Genomic DNA, 17,065 nt, shown 5'->3' with positions numbered 1-17,065 from the left:
CGCCAGAATCGGGCTGTTGATGCGAAAATAATGCTCTAACGCGATTTCAGGGCACCACCCCGCTGCGATGAATCGGACATTGATGCGAGTGAATGTTCCCTCGCGATTCTCGCACCATTTCTCTTCGTAGTCAGGTCAACGGTATGTATCGCAACCAGAGTTTGGACTGTCATCTAGCGGATTTTGCCAAGCCGCTGCTTGTGATTTGATTGGCTTGATTCTCACGCTACTGATTATCTTGAGAATGTATACTGGCTAACTTGAGAAAAAAACAGACTCAAAATCAACACTGAAATGCCGTCATTTATCGTGAATTATGTCCGGGTAGTGGACTATGTCTCCACGCGTTTCGGGCGGCTTGCAATGCTTCTGATCTTCGTCATGATTGGAACATTGCTATTGGATGCGATTACCCGTAATGTACTGAACATTCCGCTTTTCTGGTGTGTGGAACTGGCCCAGTTCACGCTTGCGGCCTACTACATCATGGGTGGCGCATACTCCATGCAACTTGAAACTCATGTACGTATGGATTTGCTGTATGACCGGCTGTCGGAACGGAATAAGGCGAGAATGGACAGTTTCACGGCGATTTTCCTGGTCGTCTATCTGATCGTGCTATTGTTCGGCTCAATATCCAGCACAATCTACGCGATTGAAACCAATCAAAGACTGTTTTCAATGTGGAATCCATCGGTGATTCCGATCAAGGTCATCATGGTACTTGGAATCTTGCTGATGCTGTTGCAGGCCATCTCCACATTCTTCAAGGATCTGGCCAAATCTCGCGGGGTGGAGTTGGCATGAGTTACGAAGCCATCGCCATCATCATGTTCGCATCCATGCTGTTGATGCTGCTGACAGGACAGCGTGTTTTTGCGGCCATTGGTATCGTTTCCACGGTGGCAGCATTGCTGCTGTGGGGCGAGGGTGGCGTGGAAATGCCATTCACGGCTGCATTCAAGCTGTTCAAGTGGTACCCGTTGCTGACCCTGCCGCTTTTCATTTACATGGGATACATTTTGTCGGAATCGGGAATTGCCGACGATCTTTATCGGATGTTCCATGTATGGTTTGGGGGGCTTAAGGGCGGTCTTGCGGTCGGTACGATCGGCCTCATGGTGGTGATCTCAGCCATGAACGGACTCAGTGTGGCAGGGATGGCCATTGGTGCCACCATCGCATTGCCTGAGATGCTCAGACGCGGGTACGACAAGGTCATGATCACAGGCGTGGTGCAGGCCGGGAGTTCTCTGGGGATTCTTGTACCTCCGAGTGTGGTGCTGGTGCTCTACGGCATGATTGCGCGGGAGTCTGTCGGCAAATTGTGGCTGGCGGGGGCACTGCCTGGACTGATGATGGCCGCCCTTTTCATCATCTACATCGTAATTCGATGCCGCCTGCAACCTCATCTGGGTCCGACAGTGAGCGATGAAGACAGACAGATGCCCATGTCGGAGAAGTTGCGACTGCTTCGGGCAGGAATCATTCCGTTTCTAATCTTTTTCTTCATGACAGGGCTCTTTGTCATGGGTTTCACAAGTCTGGTGGAAAGTTCCGCGGTTGGTGCGACCGCCGCAACACTGGCCGCGTTGGTCAAGCGGCGCCTCAACCGCAAGGTCATGGAGGAGACCATTCGCAAGACTCTGGGCATTTCGTGCATGTTCATGTGGATCATCCTGGCCGCGCTTTGCTTCGGGGCTGTTTTTGACGGTATTGGCGCAGCCAGGGCAATTGAATCCCTGTTTATCACAAACTGGAATCTGACACCCTGGGAAGTGCTGATCATGATGCAGCTGTCCTATCTGTTCATGGGTATGTTCCTGGACGATACTGCGATGCTCGTGATCGTAGCGCCACTGTATGTTCCACTGGTGAAGATCCTCGGTTTCGATCCGGTGTGGTACGGTGTGCTGTATACCATCACCTGTCAAATCGCCTATATGACACCACCCTTTGGCTATAATCTTTTTCTCATGCGCGCCATGGCACCGCCAGAAATTACGTTGGGCGACATCTATCGTTCCATCTCGCCTTTTGTGCTGGTCATGATTGTCGCATTGACTTTGGTCATGGTTTTTCCCCAGATCGCTCTGTGGTTACCTGGCCAAATTTACACCAGGTGAATTGATCACCGCAGCGAGTCGCTTTTCATAAAAAGAGGTAAAACAATGACAGATAAAAATAAGACAATCAGTCCGGCTAATCACGATCGTCGGGATTTCGTAAAAAAGGTCGGTGCCGGTACCGCAGGTATTCTCGCTGCAGGAACCGCGCCATATGCCTTCTCACAGAGCAACCCCATCAAGTGGCGATTGCAATCGTATTCGGGTGCCCCTCTGGGCGCTCATGTGGTATTACCGCAGATCGAATCATTCAACAAGATTGCACACGGTCAGATGGAGATTGAGCTGTATTATGCCGATCAGCTGGTTCCAACCGACGAGTTGTTTCGAGCCATGCAATCAGGCGCACTGGATGCAGTACAGAGTGATGATGCCACGATGGCCTCTCCGGTTGACATCAGTGTGTTTGGTGGGTATTTCCCATTTTCCACCCGTTACAGTCTGGACTTACCGGTGCTGTTCAAGTACTACGGACTGGATCAGATCTGGGCTGAGGCTTATGGTGAGGTTGAAGGAGTGGAATGGATCAGTGCCGGTGCTTGGGATCCGTTGCATATTTTCACCAAGGATCCAATTCGCTCACTTGCTGATATGAAGGGCAAGCGGGTTTTCGGTGTCCCCACTGCGGGCAGGTTCCTGTCACGCTATGGTCTGGTACCGGTCACCCTGCCCTGGGACGATATTGAAGTCGCCATCGGTACGGGTGAGCTGGACGGCGTCGCCTGGTGCGGATTCACCGAAGCGTACGAAGTCGGTTGGGCGGATGTATGCAATTACGCCCTGCTCAACAACGTCACTGGTGCATGGTGTGGTTCCTACTTTGCGAATACGAAGAGTTGGAATGCTTTGCCAGCCAATCTCCAGGAACTGTTCAGAATGTCGTGCAATGATTCGCACTACTATCGTCAGGTCTGGTACTGGGGCGGTGAGGCACAGCTCAGAGTCGAAGGCGAGAAAATGGAACTGACGACCATTCCGGCAGAAGAATGGGATCAGGTTGTCGCGGACTCCAAGGAGTTCTGGGAAGACTTGGCTTCAATCAGTCCTCGGACCCGTAAGGTGGTGGATGCGTTCCGTCAGTACTCCGAGGTTATGGAGAAGGTGGGCGTTCCCTATCGATACAGCTGATTTTGGTCCTGTAAACAGGATTTCATCAGAAAAAGTCAAGCCCCGGGGATTCGTCCTCGGGGCTTTTTCGTTGTTTACTGTCGATTTGGTGAGGTGTGCCGATCTTGCCTTTCAACTTCACCAGCAACCGACGCTACCAGTAAACTGAACGTCATCAAGGGGTAAACAAGGTGACGTCCCATAGAATAAGGCGCAAATGGAGATTTCGCCTCAATCAAACTGGCTTTTACATGGCAACACATTGAGCCGGATCAATATCCAGCAGTTGGAAAATGTAGTCCTGCAGTTCAGTCGGCTGTGTCATAAGCGGGACGGTATGCTGCGCACTGCATAGAGCGTCGTGTTTCATTCTTCAGCCTGTTTCAACTTTCAAAACCGCAAGATTCTGTTTTTGGAATTGAATAACGTGTCAATTTACTGACCTGACCCGATCCCTCTTCGATCTTTGCCAGCATACCCGCGATCCCTTTCTTCTCAATCGCCAAATTTTCGGCAAAATATTCACATAGCTCAAGAATCGCGTTCACATAAATCAGAATAAGCAAAGGACTGTTCTTTAATTCTGCGAGCACTCGAATGGACTGGGTATCGTTCCACCTAGATCAATTGCTCGCATCAATCACTTCAAAGCTTCCGGTGGTCGCGTAGGTAAGGATCGCGCTATCTGCAGTAACCAAGGAGGCATTGTGATAGCGAGCGGTTGCGACGATTAACCGATCGGCAGGATCGGCATGAAAAGTGTCCGGGAGACGTACGCTGTCAACAGATATTTCCGGTAAAATCGGAGCGAGGGAAATTCCAGGCAGGGCCAGTGAGGTACGCAGCCAAAATTCAACATCGTACGCCAATTGAAGTCTGCATTTTTCGACCAGCAACGCAATTTCCCAAGGTGTGATCGCTGAAACCAATACACAATCCTCCTTAGCGAATCGGTCTATCGTTTCGCGTGCATTCTTGCCAATCCTTACATCTCCTGATACGTGCCAAATGAATACATGTGTGTCAAGCACGATCATTGAAGCACGTCCCATTCGGCCGGATCGGTTGCGGGCAAAAATGGATCGGTGTACTCCAGAACGGTCCCCCTCATTGCGCCATAAATGGAATTGCCGACATCAGACTGCTCGACTGGTGACACAATTGCTACAGGAACACCTCGTTTGGTGACCGTGACCGGTTGCCGGTCCTCAGTCATTCGACCGATGATGTTCAAGCACTTCTTTTTGAACTCTGTTGCAGTGATTGCCTTCATGATCGCCCTCGGAAATATTATGTACATTGTTTATGTACATTATATCATTCAATGATTCAACACGTAGTATTCCCCCTGCGAGCGATAGATATTGGATTTCGATTCGCACATCAACATCACTGTCTTGCTGAAAAAATCGTTGCCAATACGCTTTTAGTTCATTTGCGGCAAATCAATTCGGACTCACAAAGTGCTAGTGCTCACATCACGTTCTGGCACTCTGCAACAATCTCATAATTTGTGTATAATATATACACATACACATGACATTGCAGGGTAGTGACATGGCCAGGGTTCAATTGATAATTCGCGATGAAGATCGCAGTCGATATATTCATCAGGCTCGCAAAGAAGGTCTGACACTGAGTGCCTGGTTACGCGCTGCAGCCGATGAACGGCTTGACCGAAACTCTGGGGTCACACCGTTCGAATCACCTGCAGACATCGAAGAATTTTTCACCAAGTGCGACAACCTCGATTCCAACGGAACAGAACCCGACTGGGAACAGCATCTGCTTGTCATACACGAAACCCGCAACCGAGGCATGACGAATACGTGACATTCGTCGACACCAATGTATTTATGTATGCCGTGGGGCGTGCACATCCGATCAGGGAACCAGCCCGAGAATTTTTTTTCGCCTCTAACCGCAAACGAGAGCCGTTATGCACTTCTGCCGAAGTATTGCAAGAACTGGTGTATTGCTACCTAAGCACGAATCGCCGACATACACTTGAGGCAGCTCTGTCTTTTATTGCTAAAGCGGAAGTAGAAGTTTGGCCGCTGGAGAGCGCAGATGTGTATCTGGCCTGCCAACTGCACGAACAATACCCTACGCTGTCGGTAAGGGACCTGTGTCACCTTGCAAGTTGTCAGCGGCGCGGCGTAAATCGAATCAAGACTTTCGACCTAGGGCTTGCGGCGGTTGCAAGAGTCGGAGCATGATCACCTGCTCCAAGTCCACTTGACACAGGACTGTCAACAACAGTACGAGAAAATTCCGGTTCACCCTGTCGAGACTGGCGAGCTATAGGCTGTTACAGTCCATTCCGTGTTCAGATTCGGTTCAATATTTAGATTAGTGATGGCAGTATGAACAGCTATGCCACCTCAATATTCGTTCACCGGGAGTTTCCAAATCGCGGAAAGAAAAAAGCCGTCAAGGTTGCGCATTGTGAACATTGTGAAGAGGCGTGACAGCAATATTTGGTTTAAATTTAACCTTATTGGACTTCAAAATCAACTGAGAAAAGCGGTGCCAATCGACAAGTTTTCGGCAAAATGTTCGCATAGTTCCAGAATCGCGTTCACATAAATCAGAATACGCAATTCTTATTTAAGCGTAATGCACGGATATAGGGGTTTTAAAATATTTCATCAATAAAAACAGATAGTTGTTATTTAAGCGCAACATTGCATTGTGCGTATTGATCCGCGATGGGTTGGCCGTCGTCACCTCAACACCCAATACCGTTACGGGCCGATTCTGTCCCCCTCCCACCGTCCGGACTTGATTCATGCGGTCAACGTGTGTCTTCTTCCACATCATCGAGAGTCTCCCTCACCGACTCACATCTTGCCATGTTCCGCCGTTCAGTTGTCGGTAAACGACCAGCCATGGCGCCAGTCAAGACTCTGTGACCATGCCTGGCGAACAAGAATTGGTGGGGACCCGAATGCAAATGATTCGCACTCTTGCCAATGTATCAATTGCGTCAGAATTAATCGAACTTGTAAAGCCAACGTCTCCTCAATCAGTTGCACTTCTGCACGATTCAGAATGTTAATTTAATATAATATCTTATTACACACTTTAGTGTGTATTTATACCTGCTCAATTACAGGAGTTTGAAGATGGAAAGAATCTTGGCAAACAAAACCGTGTCCCTTACCGAACTTAGAGACCCCGCAAAAGTACTCGCTGCAGCAGGTGGTTCACCGGTTGCGGTTTTAAACCGCAGTAACGTAGTCGGGTATTTTGTACCAAAATCAGCGGTGGATAACGTGACATTCAGACACGCCGACACTGTTGATGTAAATGAAACTGTTGATGAGTCAATTGAACAAAACAAGAAGTTGCTTGACTATCTAAAAGACAAGTAAATTGGAAATCTTACGCAGTATGGATGTGCTGAACATTCATAAGAAGGTGATTGATCCGCATGAACTGCAAGGTCTGGCAGGCGATAAATCTTTGGACGCAATTATCCATCGTGTTGAAAATCGCATCCACTACGGACTGATTGGAGACGCGTACGATCTTGCCGCAACTTATGCTGTTGTAATTGCGGTTGGCCACGTGTTCAATGATGCAAACAAAAGGACAGCGGTTATCGCAATGGATACCGTTTTACGTAGGAACGGAATCTGTATAGGGTTTGACGTTGAGACAACTGGTCAAATCATCGTTAAGGCCGCACAGGGCATAGTTGATGAAACGCAATTAGCACGTCATCTTCGCAGCTTGTCGCAGCAGCCGGAAACTGAGTAATCGTCAGTTTGAAGATAAAAATCAGGAAAAACTTGCTAATTTTTTGACGCACACCCAATCATGTGTTCCTTGACATATCACAAATTCATGACTTTCGTCGATACCAATGTTTTCATGTATGCCGTGGGTCGCCCGCATCCGATCAGGGAACCTGCCCGAGAGTTATTCGTTGCCTGTAACCGCAAACGAGAGCCGTTATGCACATCTGCCGAAGTATTGCAAGAACTTGTGTATTGCTACCTAAGCACGAATCGCCGACACACACTTGAGGCAGTTATGTCGTTTATTGTTAAAGCGAACGTAGAAATTTGGCCACTGGAGAGCGCAGATATGTATTTAGCCCGTCAGCTGCACGAACAATGCCCTGCGCTGTCGGCAAGAGACCTGTGTCATCTCGCAAGTTGCCGACGCCGCGGGATAAATCGAATCAAGACTTTCGATCAAGGGTTTGCGGCAGCTGCAGTAGCGGGAGAGTGACTAACTGTTTGAAGCCGATTTTACACAGAGATGTCAACCAACAGTTCTCAACAATTCCTGTTTACCCTGCCTTATCGAGGCTGACGGATTGAAAGCCGTTACAGTCCTCATTCCTCTCTGGGCGGTTATTGCGTAAATCCAAATTGGAAATGGTGGAGCCAGACGGGATCGAACCGACGACCTCTACAATGCCATTGTAGCGCTCTCCCAACTGAGCTATGGCCCCAGTGAATGAATGAACTTTCGATAGCCCGGTATTATAGTTTCCGCATCGGTGAAACGCAGTGACCATTTCGCGGCCGGAGTTACCCGACAAGTTCCAATGCCCGGTCGAGCCGCTCAAGCGCACGACACTTTCCAATCAACTCCACCGTTACATCAATACCCGGTGAAGTCGTACCACCGGTCAAGGCGACCCGAACCGGTTGCGCCAGCTCTCCGAACTTGATACCGTTGGCCTCCACAACCTGTGCAAATGCACCATGGATGTCGTCTCGTGTCCATCGGGATATTTCGGCCAGTGCAGAACGAAACTCTTGCAGTGGTCCTCGTACCGTCCCAGTCAGATGTTTTTGCACGGCCGCGTCATCGTACTCAATCTCATCAACAAAGAAATACCGGCTGTTTTCGACAAATTCACAAAGTGTCTTCGAGCGGGTCTTCTGCACTTCGAATACCTGCTCGATCGAAACCGGCGAGGATTCAATGACAATACCAAGATCGTCAAAAAAGTTCCGTGAACGCTCGCAGATCTCCCGAGTATCTAGATTCATCATGTGCTGATGATTGATCCAGATGAATTTCTTCGGATCAAGTGACGCCGGGGAGCGATGAATCTTCCTCACATCAAAAAGTCCGATCATCTCGTCCAGCGAGAACATCTCTTGATCCCCGTGCGACCAGCCCAGTCGGACAAGATAATTCAGCACAGCCTCCGGCAGATAACCCATGTCCCTATACTCAAGCACACCGGCAACATTATCCCGCTTTGACATCTTTTTGCCTTCGGTGGACAGGATCATCGGGACATGGCCGAAATTCGGAGGATTCTGACCGAATGCGGCAAAAAGATTGATCTGCCGGGGCGTGTTGTTGAGATGATCATCGCCGCGGATGACATGTGTGATACCCATATCAATTTCATCGACAACAACAGAAAAGTTATAAGTGGGTGTCTGGTCCGGACGAATGATGATAAGGTCGTCCAGCTGTGCATTGTCGTATGTCACATCACCCTGCACCATGTCGTGAACGACAACAGCACCGTCCAGTGGATTTCTGAAGCGGATGACAGAATCGGTGGATTCATCGGGGGCCAGATCCAGATCGCGGCATTTGTTATCGTAACGCGGCTTGAGCCCCTGCTTCATCTGCTCCGAGCGCAACGCATCCAGGCGCGCCCGACTGCAGACGCAATGGTATGCCTGACCCGCCTCGATCAGTTCGCGGGCCCGCTGCTGGTAAATCGCGGTTCGATCAGACTGATACACCAGGTCACCATCATGTGACAGACCAAGCCAGTCAAGCGAATTGACGATCAGCTCCGAAAACTCCGGTGTTGATCGCTGCCGGTCGGTGTCTTCAATCCGCAACAGGAACTTGCCGTTATGCCGACGGGAATAGAGCCACGAGAACAGTGCCGTGCGAACCGAACCGATATGGAGATTCCCGGTTGGACTTGGCGCGAATCGGGTTACCACTGTCATCTCAAAGTCACCGTTTCAGTTGCTGTACGTGTTCACGAAGACTCAAGTCTTTCTATGATCGCATGATGGTGATCAATGCCGGAAAACCGGCACAGCTCCTGCAGGCAGGTTGGGCTTGTCACATTGATCTCAATCAACTTCCCGCCAATGACATCGATACCGCAGAAAAATATACCCTGTTGGTCCAATCCGGATCTGAGCGTTTCACAAATCCGTAAGTCGTCACTGTCCAACTCAGCCGGCATTGCTTCAGCACCCTGGTCGAGATTATTCAACTCCTGGCCTTCAGCATGCACTCTCAGTACTGCGCCGATTGGCTCCCCATCGACCAACAGGATTCGCTTGTCCCCCTCGGTCGCCGCAACAAGATATTCCTGCGCGATGATCATATCCCGGCCACCTCGGGTAGCATCATTAATCTTGCGACTGTTGCCAGGATCATTCCGGTCCAGAAAGACGATGCCCTTGCCGCCATGCCCATCCACCGGTTTAAGCGTCACCCGGTCAAACTCATCGAATAGCTGACAGATTTCCTGCTCACTTCGGGTAACGACAGAACGCGGTGTGAGCTGCGGATAATTCAGCGAGGCCAGTTTCTCATTCCAGTTGCGGATTCCAGAAGGACGATTGTAGACCCGGGTGCCCGCCGGCAATAGATCCAGTATCAGCGTCGAATACAGATAACCCCGGTCAAACGGCGGATCGGTACGAATCATGACAACATCCATATCCGACAGGTCCGACTGTCGGGTCTCGAGTACCGTAAACGGCTTTTCGACCGACGCGTGAACATCCAGTCGGGATACCATGGCATACACACTGCTGTTTCGAGTTTGCAACGTGGACTGATTGAAATAAAATACCTCATGACCTCGCTCCCGCCCGGCGAGCATCATATAAAATGTCGTATCCTTGTAAGCCTTGACGGATTCCAGCGGATCCATCAAAAATGCAATTTTCATAAACTGTATCCTGAACGGGATTTCTCAACAATCAAACGGGTATTGGGCTCTGCGTCGCTTACGCCAACGCAAACTTCCGAAATCCAGCAGTACCATACCATTGACAATTGAACGCGACCAACTTCATTCGGCAAATCATCGATAAGGATATTGCCGACAACAAACACAATGGGCGCGTGGTGACGCGGTTTCCACCGGAACCCAACGGTTACCTCCACATCGGTCACGCAAAGTCGATCTGTTTGAATTTCGGGATCGCCGAAGATTACGGCGGCAACTGTAATTTCCGTTTCGATGACACCAATCCAAGCAAGGAAAATATCGATTACGTCAATTCCATCATCGATGATGTCAACTGGCTCGGATATGCCAGAAATGAAAAGACCAAGCATGCATCGGACTACTTCGAACAGCTGTACGAATTCGCGGTCGAACTCATTGTCAACGCAAAGGCATATGTCGACAGCCTGACACCGGATGAGATTCGCGAATATCGCGGCACACTGACCCAGCCCGGCAGGGAAAGTCCATACCGGGAGCGATCGGTTGAGGAGAATCTCGATCTGTTCGCCCGAATGCGCAAGGGAGAATTTCCGGAAAACGCGCATGTTCTCAGAGCCAGGATTGATATGGCATCGGGCAACATCAATATGCGAGATCCGGTACTTTACAGAATCAAGCATGAAGCACATCCGCTGACCGGCACGAAATGGTGCATCTACCCGCTATACGATTTCGCGCATGGGCTGTCTGATGCGATCGAAGGGGTGACGCATTCGCTGTGTACCATGGAGTTTGAGGACCATCGTCCCCTGTATGACTGGATCATCGACAACGTCACCGCACCGTATAAACCGGAACAGATTGAGTTTTCACGGCTATCGCTGGAATACACCGTGCTCAGCAAGAGACTGCTGACCAAGCTGGTGGACGATCGCCTCGTCAGCGGCTGGGATGATCCGCGAATGCCGACCATCTCCGGAATGCGGAAACGTGGCTACACAGCTGCCGCAATTCACGATTTCTGCAATCGGATCGGTATCACCAAGAATTTCAACAGTATCGAAATGGGTGTCTTGGAAAACTGCCTGCGGGAGGATCTCGATCACAAGGCTCCCAGGGCTTTGGCGGTCCTTGACCCCCTGCCGGTCGTGATCGAGAATTACGACGAGGAACGGACTGAATGGATGGACGCGATGAACCATCCGAAACGACCGGAACTCGGAACAAGAAAAGTACCGTTCACCAAAAAGATCTTTATTGACAGAAGTGACTTTCTGGAAGATCCGCCAAAAAAGTTCTTTCGACTCTCGCCCGGCTCGGAGGTGCGACTGCGTTTCGCATACCTTGTGACCTGCACAGATGTGATCAAGGACAGCGAGGGGAATATTGTCGAGCTCAGATGCCGATATGACCCTGAAAGTCGCGGTGGCGTATCTCCCGACGGACGCAAGGTCAGAGGCACGATTCACTGGGTTTCCCAGGACCATGCCTGCACTGCCCGCGTCAGGCTGTACGATCGCTTGTTCAATGTTGCTGACCCGGCAGCCGGAAAGACCAGTGACTTTTCCGATCTGATCAACCCGGACTCGCTTGTAGAAATTTCGAACGCTGCGGTTGAGCCCGAAATCGGCAAGGCTGGCCAGGGAAGTCGATTTCAGTTTGAGAGAACCGGCTACTTTTACCTCGCTTCAGCTGCCGACGATGACAATTCGCCGGTATTTCACCGCACAGTAACGCTGCGGGACTCCTGGAGCAGGCAAAGGTAATCTCGATATCCCCCTGATATGAAAAAACGAACTGGCGAACCATGGATGCCCGCACCGGACTACGGACATTCGCTCAGAGGCTTGACACTGAATCTGCTGGTACGGGACATCGAGCGATCCATTGCATTCCAGACGAGGATTTTGCAGGCTGAAGTGGTGTACTCCGACCCTGATATCGCAGTATTGAGAGGATTTGGAACCGAATGGATGCTGCATGCCGATCACACCTATCTCGAAAACAATCTTTACGACCTGATATCCAATGTCCCCCGACGCGGAACGGGAGTTGAAATCAGACTACATGACTGCGACCCCGACGACGCCGAGAATAGAGCACGGGATCTGGGCTACTTTGTGCTGGCCGGATCCGAGGATAAACCGCATGGCCTCAGAGAGTGTTATTTGGTGGATGACGATGGCTACATCTGGGTTGCGGATGTGCCCTGCTGATATTTTTTGCGGTAGCTGAGAAGCGAATCCTGCACCAAGTTGCATCGGTATTTGAAATTCTTTCGAGTAAGGCTATCAGGGTTTTGGCGGTACAGGCGAAGCCGGCGAAAGAAACAAGCGCAAGATGCTCAAGCGCTTGGAGATTCCAGTGCGTGAAAACGACATGGACTTCATTCTCGATGCAAACGGCAACGAAGCAGGGGCCAGACTAGACGGATCTAGGTAATTCGTATGCCGTTGATTCGCACCTCATCTACCTGGGCAGGCCGTAAAAGCTAATCGCGACCCGTCGATTCAGGGTTGTTTAAACTACTCATTTACGACCACAGAACCGATACCGGGGCGGCAACCATACGATCCCCGAAAGGCACCAACTGTTCGCCGTCATACAAGACCAAACCCAATTCAAACCTGTCACCAGATGCAGTGATCAGCTTGCGCAACCCGGAAAAATCTTTCTTGGTAACTGTTGCCGACGCCTTTACCTCTATACCGACAATTCGGCCGCGCCTGTTTTCGATGACAATATCGACTTCATTGCGCTCTTTGTCCCGAAAGTGTGAGAATACATATCGTTCGTTAGACCAACTCGCATTCTTGAGAAGTTCACCGAACACGAAACTTTCCAGCAGCGGTCCGAACAAGACGCGTTCTCCGACCAATCTATCCGAAGAGACACCTGTGAGTGCAGCTAGTAGTCCAGAATCAAGAAAATGCAGTTTTGGAGTTTTGATCAGACGTTGCAAATTGTTCGTAAACCACGGTTGCAATGTGTGAACGAGATACAGACTTTCAAATATGTCCACATACTTTTTAGTGGAAACATGGTTCAAAGCCAAGTCTGATCCGATAGCTGAGTAATTGACAAGTTTACCGGAATACTGGGCAAGAATCCGCAACAATCTCGGCATGACACCCAATTTCTCTATTCGTCCAACATCACTGACGTCTCGCTGAATTATTGCTTCGACATAGTCCAGATGCCAGTCTTGTTGACGACTCCAACTGGAACGGGTCAAGACTTCTGGGTATCCACCAGTAAGCACAGCACTGACAAGTTCATCACCGATTACCAAGTTAGCAGGCTTCAGTGCTTTGCCTGAAAACACCCGGTCCAGAAACGACGATCGGCCTCCACGTAGTTCTGCTTGGGATAAGGGCAATAAACGAATAATCGCCATACGCCCTGCAAGCGAGTCCGCAAGGTGGGGAAGCGACATCAGGTTCGCCGACCCGGTTAGCAAAAACCGACCAGCGCGCTGATCAGTATCGACGGATAATTTGAGGGGTAAAATGAGATTTGAAGCACGATGCACTTCGTCAATTACACCTCGATCTATACCGCGCACGAAACCAACCGGGTCCTTTTTCGCAGCTTCAAGTACAAGCGGATCGTCAAGTGTAAAAAACGGAAATTTTTCACCTGCAATTTGCTGTGCAAGGGTCGTTTTTCCTGATTGCCGAGGACCGCAAAGTAAAACAATCCGGGTATCGGATAATGCTTCATTGACTCGGTTTTCAACGAATCGAGGATACAAGTTGTCCTCCAACTGTATTGACTGATTGCAAGTGATTATACGACTGTTTGAAATTATATTACCGACTATTTGAAAGCGTTAGCTTGACCAATTGAAATCAGTTGGTCGCGATAAACTTGACGATGAGTTGGAGAACGCGGTCCTTACTCTCGACCAAGTCGGTTCAGCACGGCTTGGTTGTCACCATGCCCGACAGCTCATTGCTGGCTGGAAGACCGTTCGCTTTTGAGTGCTTTGACTCAATCAGGTCAGTGAAAAGACATGGTTTCACGATGGTATCCGGTTTGGATGTTTACACAGCTGTAATTTGGGCATCGGATACCATCAGCCAGCGCACGAAAATCAACCGATTCCCTGCCGCCGCTTCGTCCGGGAACATCTTGAAAAACCCAGCAAGTCAAATTCCTTTGCGATACAGTTCGCCAGACGCCGTATGTGTCCTGTCTTTATCCGTCTATATAATAGAAATCGTAAATCTTGACAATGCTCAAACCACAATTTCGCCACACTTGAATTGAACAATGGAACAATTAGCCGAATACGCACTTTTTCTCGCAAAAACCGTCACAATAATCGTCGCTTTTCTGGTGCCGGTAATGATGATCGCTGCTATCGCGGCGCGCCAGCGTCAGCATCAGAAGGAGCATCTGGAAGTCAACAATATTAACCGACGTTATGAGGCCATGTCGAATGCGATCGACGCCGTTCAGCTTCCCAAGAAACACTACAAGGAGAAGATGAAAAAACAGAAAAAGGAACAGAAATCCTCGAGTAAGAAAAATGCGGAAGATTCGGAAGACAGAAAGCGTATCTTTGTCTTCAACTTCGAAGGCGATCTCGAGGCCACCGAGATTGATCGACTTCGCGAGGAAATCACTTCGGTCCTCACCATCGCTGACGCACCGGACGAGGTTGTCGTCAAGCTTGAAAGCCGCGGGGGAGTCGTGCACGGCTATGGACTTGCGGCCTCCCAGCTGAAACGCATAAAAGATCAGGAAATTCAACTGACGGTTTCAGTTGACAAGGTCGCGGCGAGCGGGGGATACCTGATGGCCTGCGTGGCCGACAAGATTATCGCAGCACCCTTCGCGGTGGTCGGGTCGGTCGGCGTGCTGGCGCAGATCCCCAACTTTCATCGCGCCCTGGAAAAGCACAACATTGACTATCAGGAATATACCGCGGGCGAATACAAACGCACCGTAGGCATGTTCAGTGAACCCACTGAAAAAGGTAAGGCGAAGTTCATGGAAGAACTCGAGGATGTTCACAGCCTGTTCAAGGAATTCGTACAGCTGAATCGACCCGAGGTCGATGTGGATCAAATCTCAACCGGCGAGCATTGGTACGGAACCCGGGCGCTGGATCTCAAGTTGGTGGACGAGCTGAGAACGAGTGACGACTATCTGCTTGAAGCGAGCAAGACCGCCGACATTTACGAAGTGATATTTGTTCGCAAGGAATCGCTGTCCGACCGGTTCAAGCCGGCTTTCGCCGGATTGCTCGGGTCGGTGGTGTCTGACTTCATCAGAAAAAATTTCTTTCCGACAAGAGGCCGACTCTGATCTTCTGCCAATGCTCTACTCTCTCGATAACGGAACTCCGCGATGTGCAGAAAATGTTTTTGTTGCGCAGTCCGCCACAGTGGTCGGTGATGTGGTCCTCGGAAACAATGTCGGAATTTGGTTCGGTGCCGTCGTTCGCGGCGATAACGAACGAATCACCGTCGGCAACGGCACAAATATTCAGGACTGCTGTGTGCTGCACACCGACCCGGGCTGTCCGCTGGACATCGGCGACAACGTAACGGTTGGCCATAAGGCAGTTCTGCACGGCTGCACTGTCGGCAACTGGTCGCTGATCGGTATCAATGCAGTTGTACTCAACAACGCACGAATCGGTGAGAACTGTCTTGTCGGAGCCAATGCACTGATTACCGATGGCAAACAGATACCCGACAACAGCCTGGTCGTAGGTTCGCCCGGCCGGGTGATCAGGAAGTTGAACGACAGCGAGATTGATATGTTGAAACGGTTCAACCAGTCTTACATTGACAAGATCAGGAGATATAAGTCAAGCCTGAAGGAAGTGGCCGATGAGTGATAGGACAATGAAAGTCGTCGACCTCTCCGAATTCGGAGACGCTGATGTCCTGGACATCACCGAGCGACCGATTCCTGAACCCGCCAATGGTGAAGTGCTGATCAAGGTTGCGGCAGCCGGCCTGAATCGTGCCGACATCATGCAACGCAATGGACAATATCCCCCTCCGCCCGGTGCATCAGACATACTGGGGCTTGAAGTTTCGGGACAAGTTGTGTCGGCCGCACCCGACGCGGACGGTGTGGCAGTCGGTGATGAAGTCTGCGCACTGCTTGCCGGTGGAGGTTATGCCGAATACTGTACCGCACCCGCAAGTTCCTGCCTGCCGGTCCCAAAATCACTGGATATCGTGGAGGCCGGCGCAGTCCCGGAAACTTTCTTCACAGTCTGGACCAACGTATTCATGCGGGGGAATCTGAAAGACGGGGAACGCATTCTTGTTCACGGCGGAACCAGCGGTATCGGAACAACCGCAATACAACTTGCAAACGCGTTCGGTGCCCAAGTCTGCGCGACCGCCGGGAGTAAGGAAAAATGCAACGCCATCATCGAACTCGGGGCGGAACACGCAATCAACTATCGGGAAGCCGATTTTGTTGAAGAGGTGAAGGCCTGGACTAACGGACAAGGGGTCGACGTAATCCTGGATATCGTTGGAGGTGCCTACCTTTCCAAAAACATCAAGTGCCTCGCGCCCGAAGGCCGTCTGGTCATTATCGCAACCCAGGGCGGACTGAAGTCCGAAATCAATGTGCTGCCGATCATGCTCAAGCGGCTGACAGTGACCGGCTCAACACTGAGGGCCAGAACGGTATCACAAAAATCGGAAATTGCTGAGCAACTGAGAAAGCATGCGTGGCCCTTGCTCGATAACGGCGATGTAAGACCAATTATCGACTCGATTTTTCCGATGACGCAGGTTCGCGATGCACACAGGCGGCTCGATTCGGGCACGCACATCGGAAAGGTTCTTCTGCAGATCAGCTGAAAACAGCCACTGCAACAGATCGTACTGATCGGACAACCGGATACCTGTCAAGATACAGTAAACCGTGCTCGTGACAG

At 50.4% G+C, this 17,065-nt stretch carries 18 protein-coding genes and 1 tRNA gene; 11 read left to right on the top strand and 8 right to left on the bottom strand.

The window, feature by feature from the left end; genetic code table 11:
• Positions 1 to 294 precede the first annotated feature (294 nt).
• The 3 genes from OXI60_02750 to dctP are packed head-to-tail and all read left to right on the top strand — an operon-like array spanning position 295 to position 3,254.
• The gene (locus tag OXI60_02750; protein MDE0308738.1) at positions 295 to 807 is read left to right on the top strand and encodes a TRAP transporter small permease subunit; all 513 of its coding nucleotides are present in this window, start codon (positions 295 to 297) and stop codon (positions 805 to 807) included.
• Positions 804 to 2,126, top strand: a complete 1,323-nt coding sequence (locus OXI60_02745) for a TRAP transporter large permease subunit (protein ID MDE0308737.1) — start codon at positions 804 to 806, stop codon at positions 2,124 to 2,126. Before OXI60_02750 ends, OXI60_02745 begins: the two co-directional genes overlap by 4 nt.
• A gap of 45 nt (positions 2,127 to 2,171) precedes the next feature.
• On the top strand, positions 2,172 to 3,254 hold the full coding sequence (gene dctP, locus OXI60_02740) for a TRAP transporter substrate-binding protein DctP (protein MDE0308736.1): 1,083 nt from the start codon (positions 2,172 to 2,174) through the stop codon (positions 3,252 to 3,254).
• Between the two features lie 226 nt (positions 3,255 to 3,480).
• Here the strand turns inward: dctP and OXI60_02735 are convergent, their stop codons facing one another.
• From OXI60_02735 to OXI60_02720, 4 genes are read right to left on the bottom strand one after another with little or no spacing between them, the layout of a single operon-like run.
• On the bottom strand, positions 3,481 to 3,603 hold the full coding sequence (locus OXI60_02735; protein ID MDE0308735.1) for a hypothetical protein: 123 nt from the start codon (positions 3,601 to 3,603) through the stop codon (positions 3,481 to 3,483).
• Positions 3,604 to 3,616: 13 nt separating this feature from the next.
• On the bottom strand, positions 3,617 to 3,826 hold the full coding sequence (locus OXI60_02730) for a hypothetical protein (protein MDE0308734.1): 210 nt from the start codon (positions 3,824 to 3,826) through the stop codon (positions 3,617 to 3,619).
• Between the two features lie 30 nt (positions 3,827 to 3,856).
• Positions 3,857 to 4,285 carry a type II toxin-antitoxin system VapC family toxin gene (locus OXI60_02725; GenBank protein ID MDE0308733.1) on the bottom strand — a complete coding sequence of 143 codons (429 nt, stop codon included), beginning with the start codon at positions 4,283 to 4,285 and terminating at the stop codon, positions 3,857 to 3,859.
• The gene (locus OXI60_02720; protein ID MDE0308732.1) at positions 4,267 to 4,506 is read right to left on the bottom strand and encodes a type II toxin-antitoxin system prevent-host-death family antitoxin; all 240 of its coding nucleotides are present in this window, start codon (positions 4,504 to 4,506) and stop codon (positions 4,267 to 4,269) included. Before OXI60_02720 ends, OXI60_02725 begins: the two co-directional genes overlap by 19 nt.
• A 284-nt stretch (positions 4,507 to 4,790) precedes the next feature.
• Between OXI60_02720 and OXI60_02715 the strand changes: the two genes are divergently transcribed.
• The 3 genes from OXI60_02715 (at position 4,791) to OXI60_02705 (ending at position 6,998) form a co-directional block, all read left to right on the top strand.
• Positions 4,791 to 5,066: a hypothetical protein gene (locus OXI60_02715; GenBank protein MDE0308731.1), complete on the top strand. Its 276-nt coding sequence runs from the start codon at positions 4,791 to 4,793 to the stop codon at positions 5,064 to 5,066.
• Positions 5,067 to 6,361: 1,295 nt separating this feature from the next.
• Entirely contained in the window at positions 6,362 to 6,610 is a 249-nt protein-coding gene (locus OXI60_02710; GenBank protein ID MDE0308730.1) for a hypothetical protein, read from the top strand.
• A gap of 19 nt (positions 6,611 to 6,629) precedes the next feature.
• A complete protein-coding gene (locus OXI60_02705) occupies positions 6,630 to 6,998 on the top strand; it encodes a type II toxin-antitoxin system death-on-curing family toxin (protein MDE0308729.1) in 369 nt (122 codons plus the stop codon).
• 627 nt (positions 6,999 to 7,625) lie between these two features.
• On the opposite strand, the gene OXI60_02700 is transcribed toward OXI60_02705, so the two are convergent.
• The 3 genes from OXI60_02700 to gshB form a co-directional block, all read right to left on the bottom strand.
• Positions 7,626 to 7,701, bottom strand: a tRNA-Ala gene (locus tag OXI60_02700).
• Between the two features lie 79 nt (positions 7,702 to 7,780).
• Positions 7,781 to 9,181, bottom strand: a complete 1,401-nt coding sequence (gltX, locus tag OXI60_02695) for a glutamate--tRNA ligase (protein MDE0308728.1) — start codon at positions 9,179 to 9,181, stop codon at positions 7,781 to 7,783.
• A gap of 32 nt (positions 9,182 to 9,213) precedes the next feature.
• The gene (gene gshB, locus OXI60_02690; protein MDE0308727.1) at positions 9,214 to 10,143 is read right to left on the bottom strand and encodes a glutathione synthase; all 930 of its coding nucleotides are present in this window, start codon (positions 10,141 to 10,143) and stop codon (positions 9,214 to 9,216) included.
• A gap of 107 nt (positions 10,144 to 10,250) precedes the next feature.
• Between gshB and OXI60_02685 the strand changes: the two genes are divergently transcribed.
• Positions 10,251 to 11,912: a glutamine--tRNA ligase/YqeY domain fusion protein gene (locus OXI60_02685; GenBank protein ID MDE0308726.1), complete on the top strand. Its 1,662-nt coding sequence runs from the start codon at positions 10,251 to 10,253 to the stop codon at positions 11,910 to 11,912.
• Between the two features lie 18 nt (positions 11,913 to 11,930).
• Complete coding sequence (locus OXI60_02680; GenBank protein MDE0308725.1) at positions 11,931 to 12,362, top strand: hypothetical protein; 432 nt, start codon at positions 11,931 to 11,933, stop codon at positions 12,360 to 12,362.
• Positions 12,363 to 12,679: 317 nt separating this feature from the next.
• Here OXI60_02680 and OXI60_02675 read toward each other — a convergent pair whose 3' ends face one another.
• Positions 12,680 to 13,900, bottom strand: a complete 1,221-nt coding sequence (locus tag OXI60_02675) for an ATP-binding protein (protein ID MDE0308724.1) — start codon at positions 13,898 to 13,900, stop codon at positions 12,680 to 12,682.
• Between the two features lie 521 nt (positions 13,901 to 14,421).
• On the opposite strand from OXI60_02675, the gene sohB reads away from it, so the two are divergent.
• From sohB to OXI60_02660, 3 genes are read left to right on the top strand one after another with little or no spacing between them, the layout of a single operon-like run.
• On the top strand, positions 14,422 to 15,462 hold the full coding sequence (gene sohB / locus OXI60_02670; GenBank protein MDE0308723.1) for a protease SohB: 1,041 nt from the start codon (positions 14,422 to 14,424) through the stop codon (positions 15,460 to 15,462).
• A 10-nt stretch (positions 15,463 to 15,472) separates the two neighbouring features.
• Positions 15,473 to 16,000 carry a gamma carbonic anhydrase family protein gene (locus OXI60_02665; GenBank protein MDE0308722.1) on the top strand — a complete coding sequence of 176 codons (528 nt, stop codon included), beginning with the start codon at positions 15,473 to 15,475 and terminating at the stop codon, positions 15,998 to 16,000.
• Positions 15,993 to 16,988 carry an NAD(P)H-quinone oxidoreductase gene (locus OXI60_02660; protein MDE0308721.1) on the top strand — a complete coding sequence of 332 codons (996 nt, stop codon included), beginning with the start codon at positions 15,993 to 15,995 and terminating at the stop codon, positions 16,986 to 16,988. Before OXI60_02665 ends, OXI60_02660 begins: the two co-directional genes overlap by 8 nt.
• Positions 16,989 to 17,065 lie beyond the last annotated feature (77 nt).

The sequence above is a fragment of the Acidiferrobacterales bacterium genome, from assembly GCA_028820695.1.
GTDB lineage: Bacteria > Pseudomonadota > Gammaproteobacteria > Arenicellales > JAJDZL01 > JAJDZL01.
Note: the sequence above shows the minus strand (reverse complement) of the source record. Positions and strands in the feature narration are given on the sequence as shown.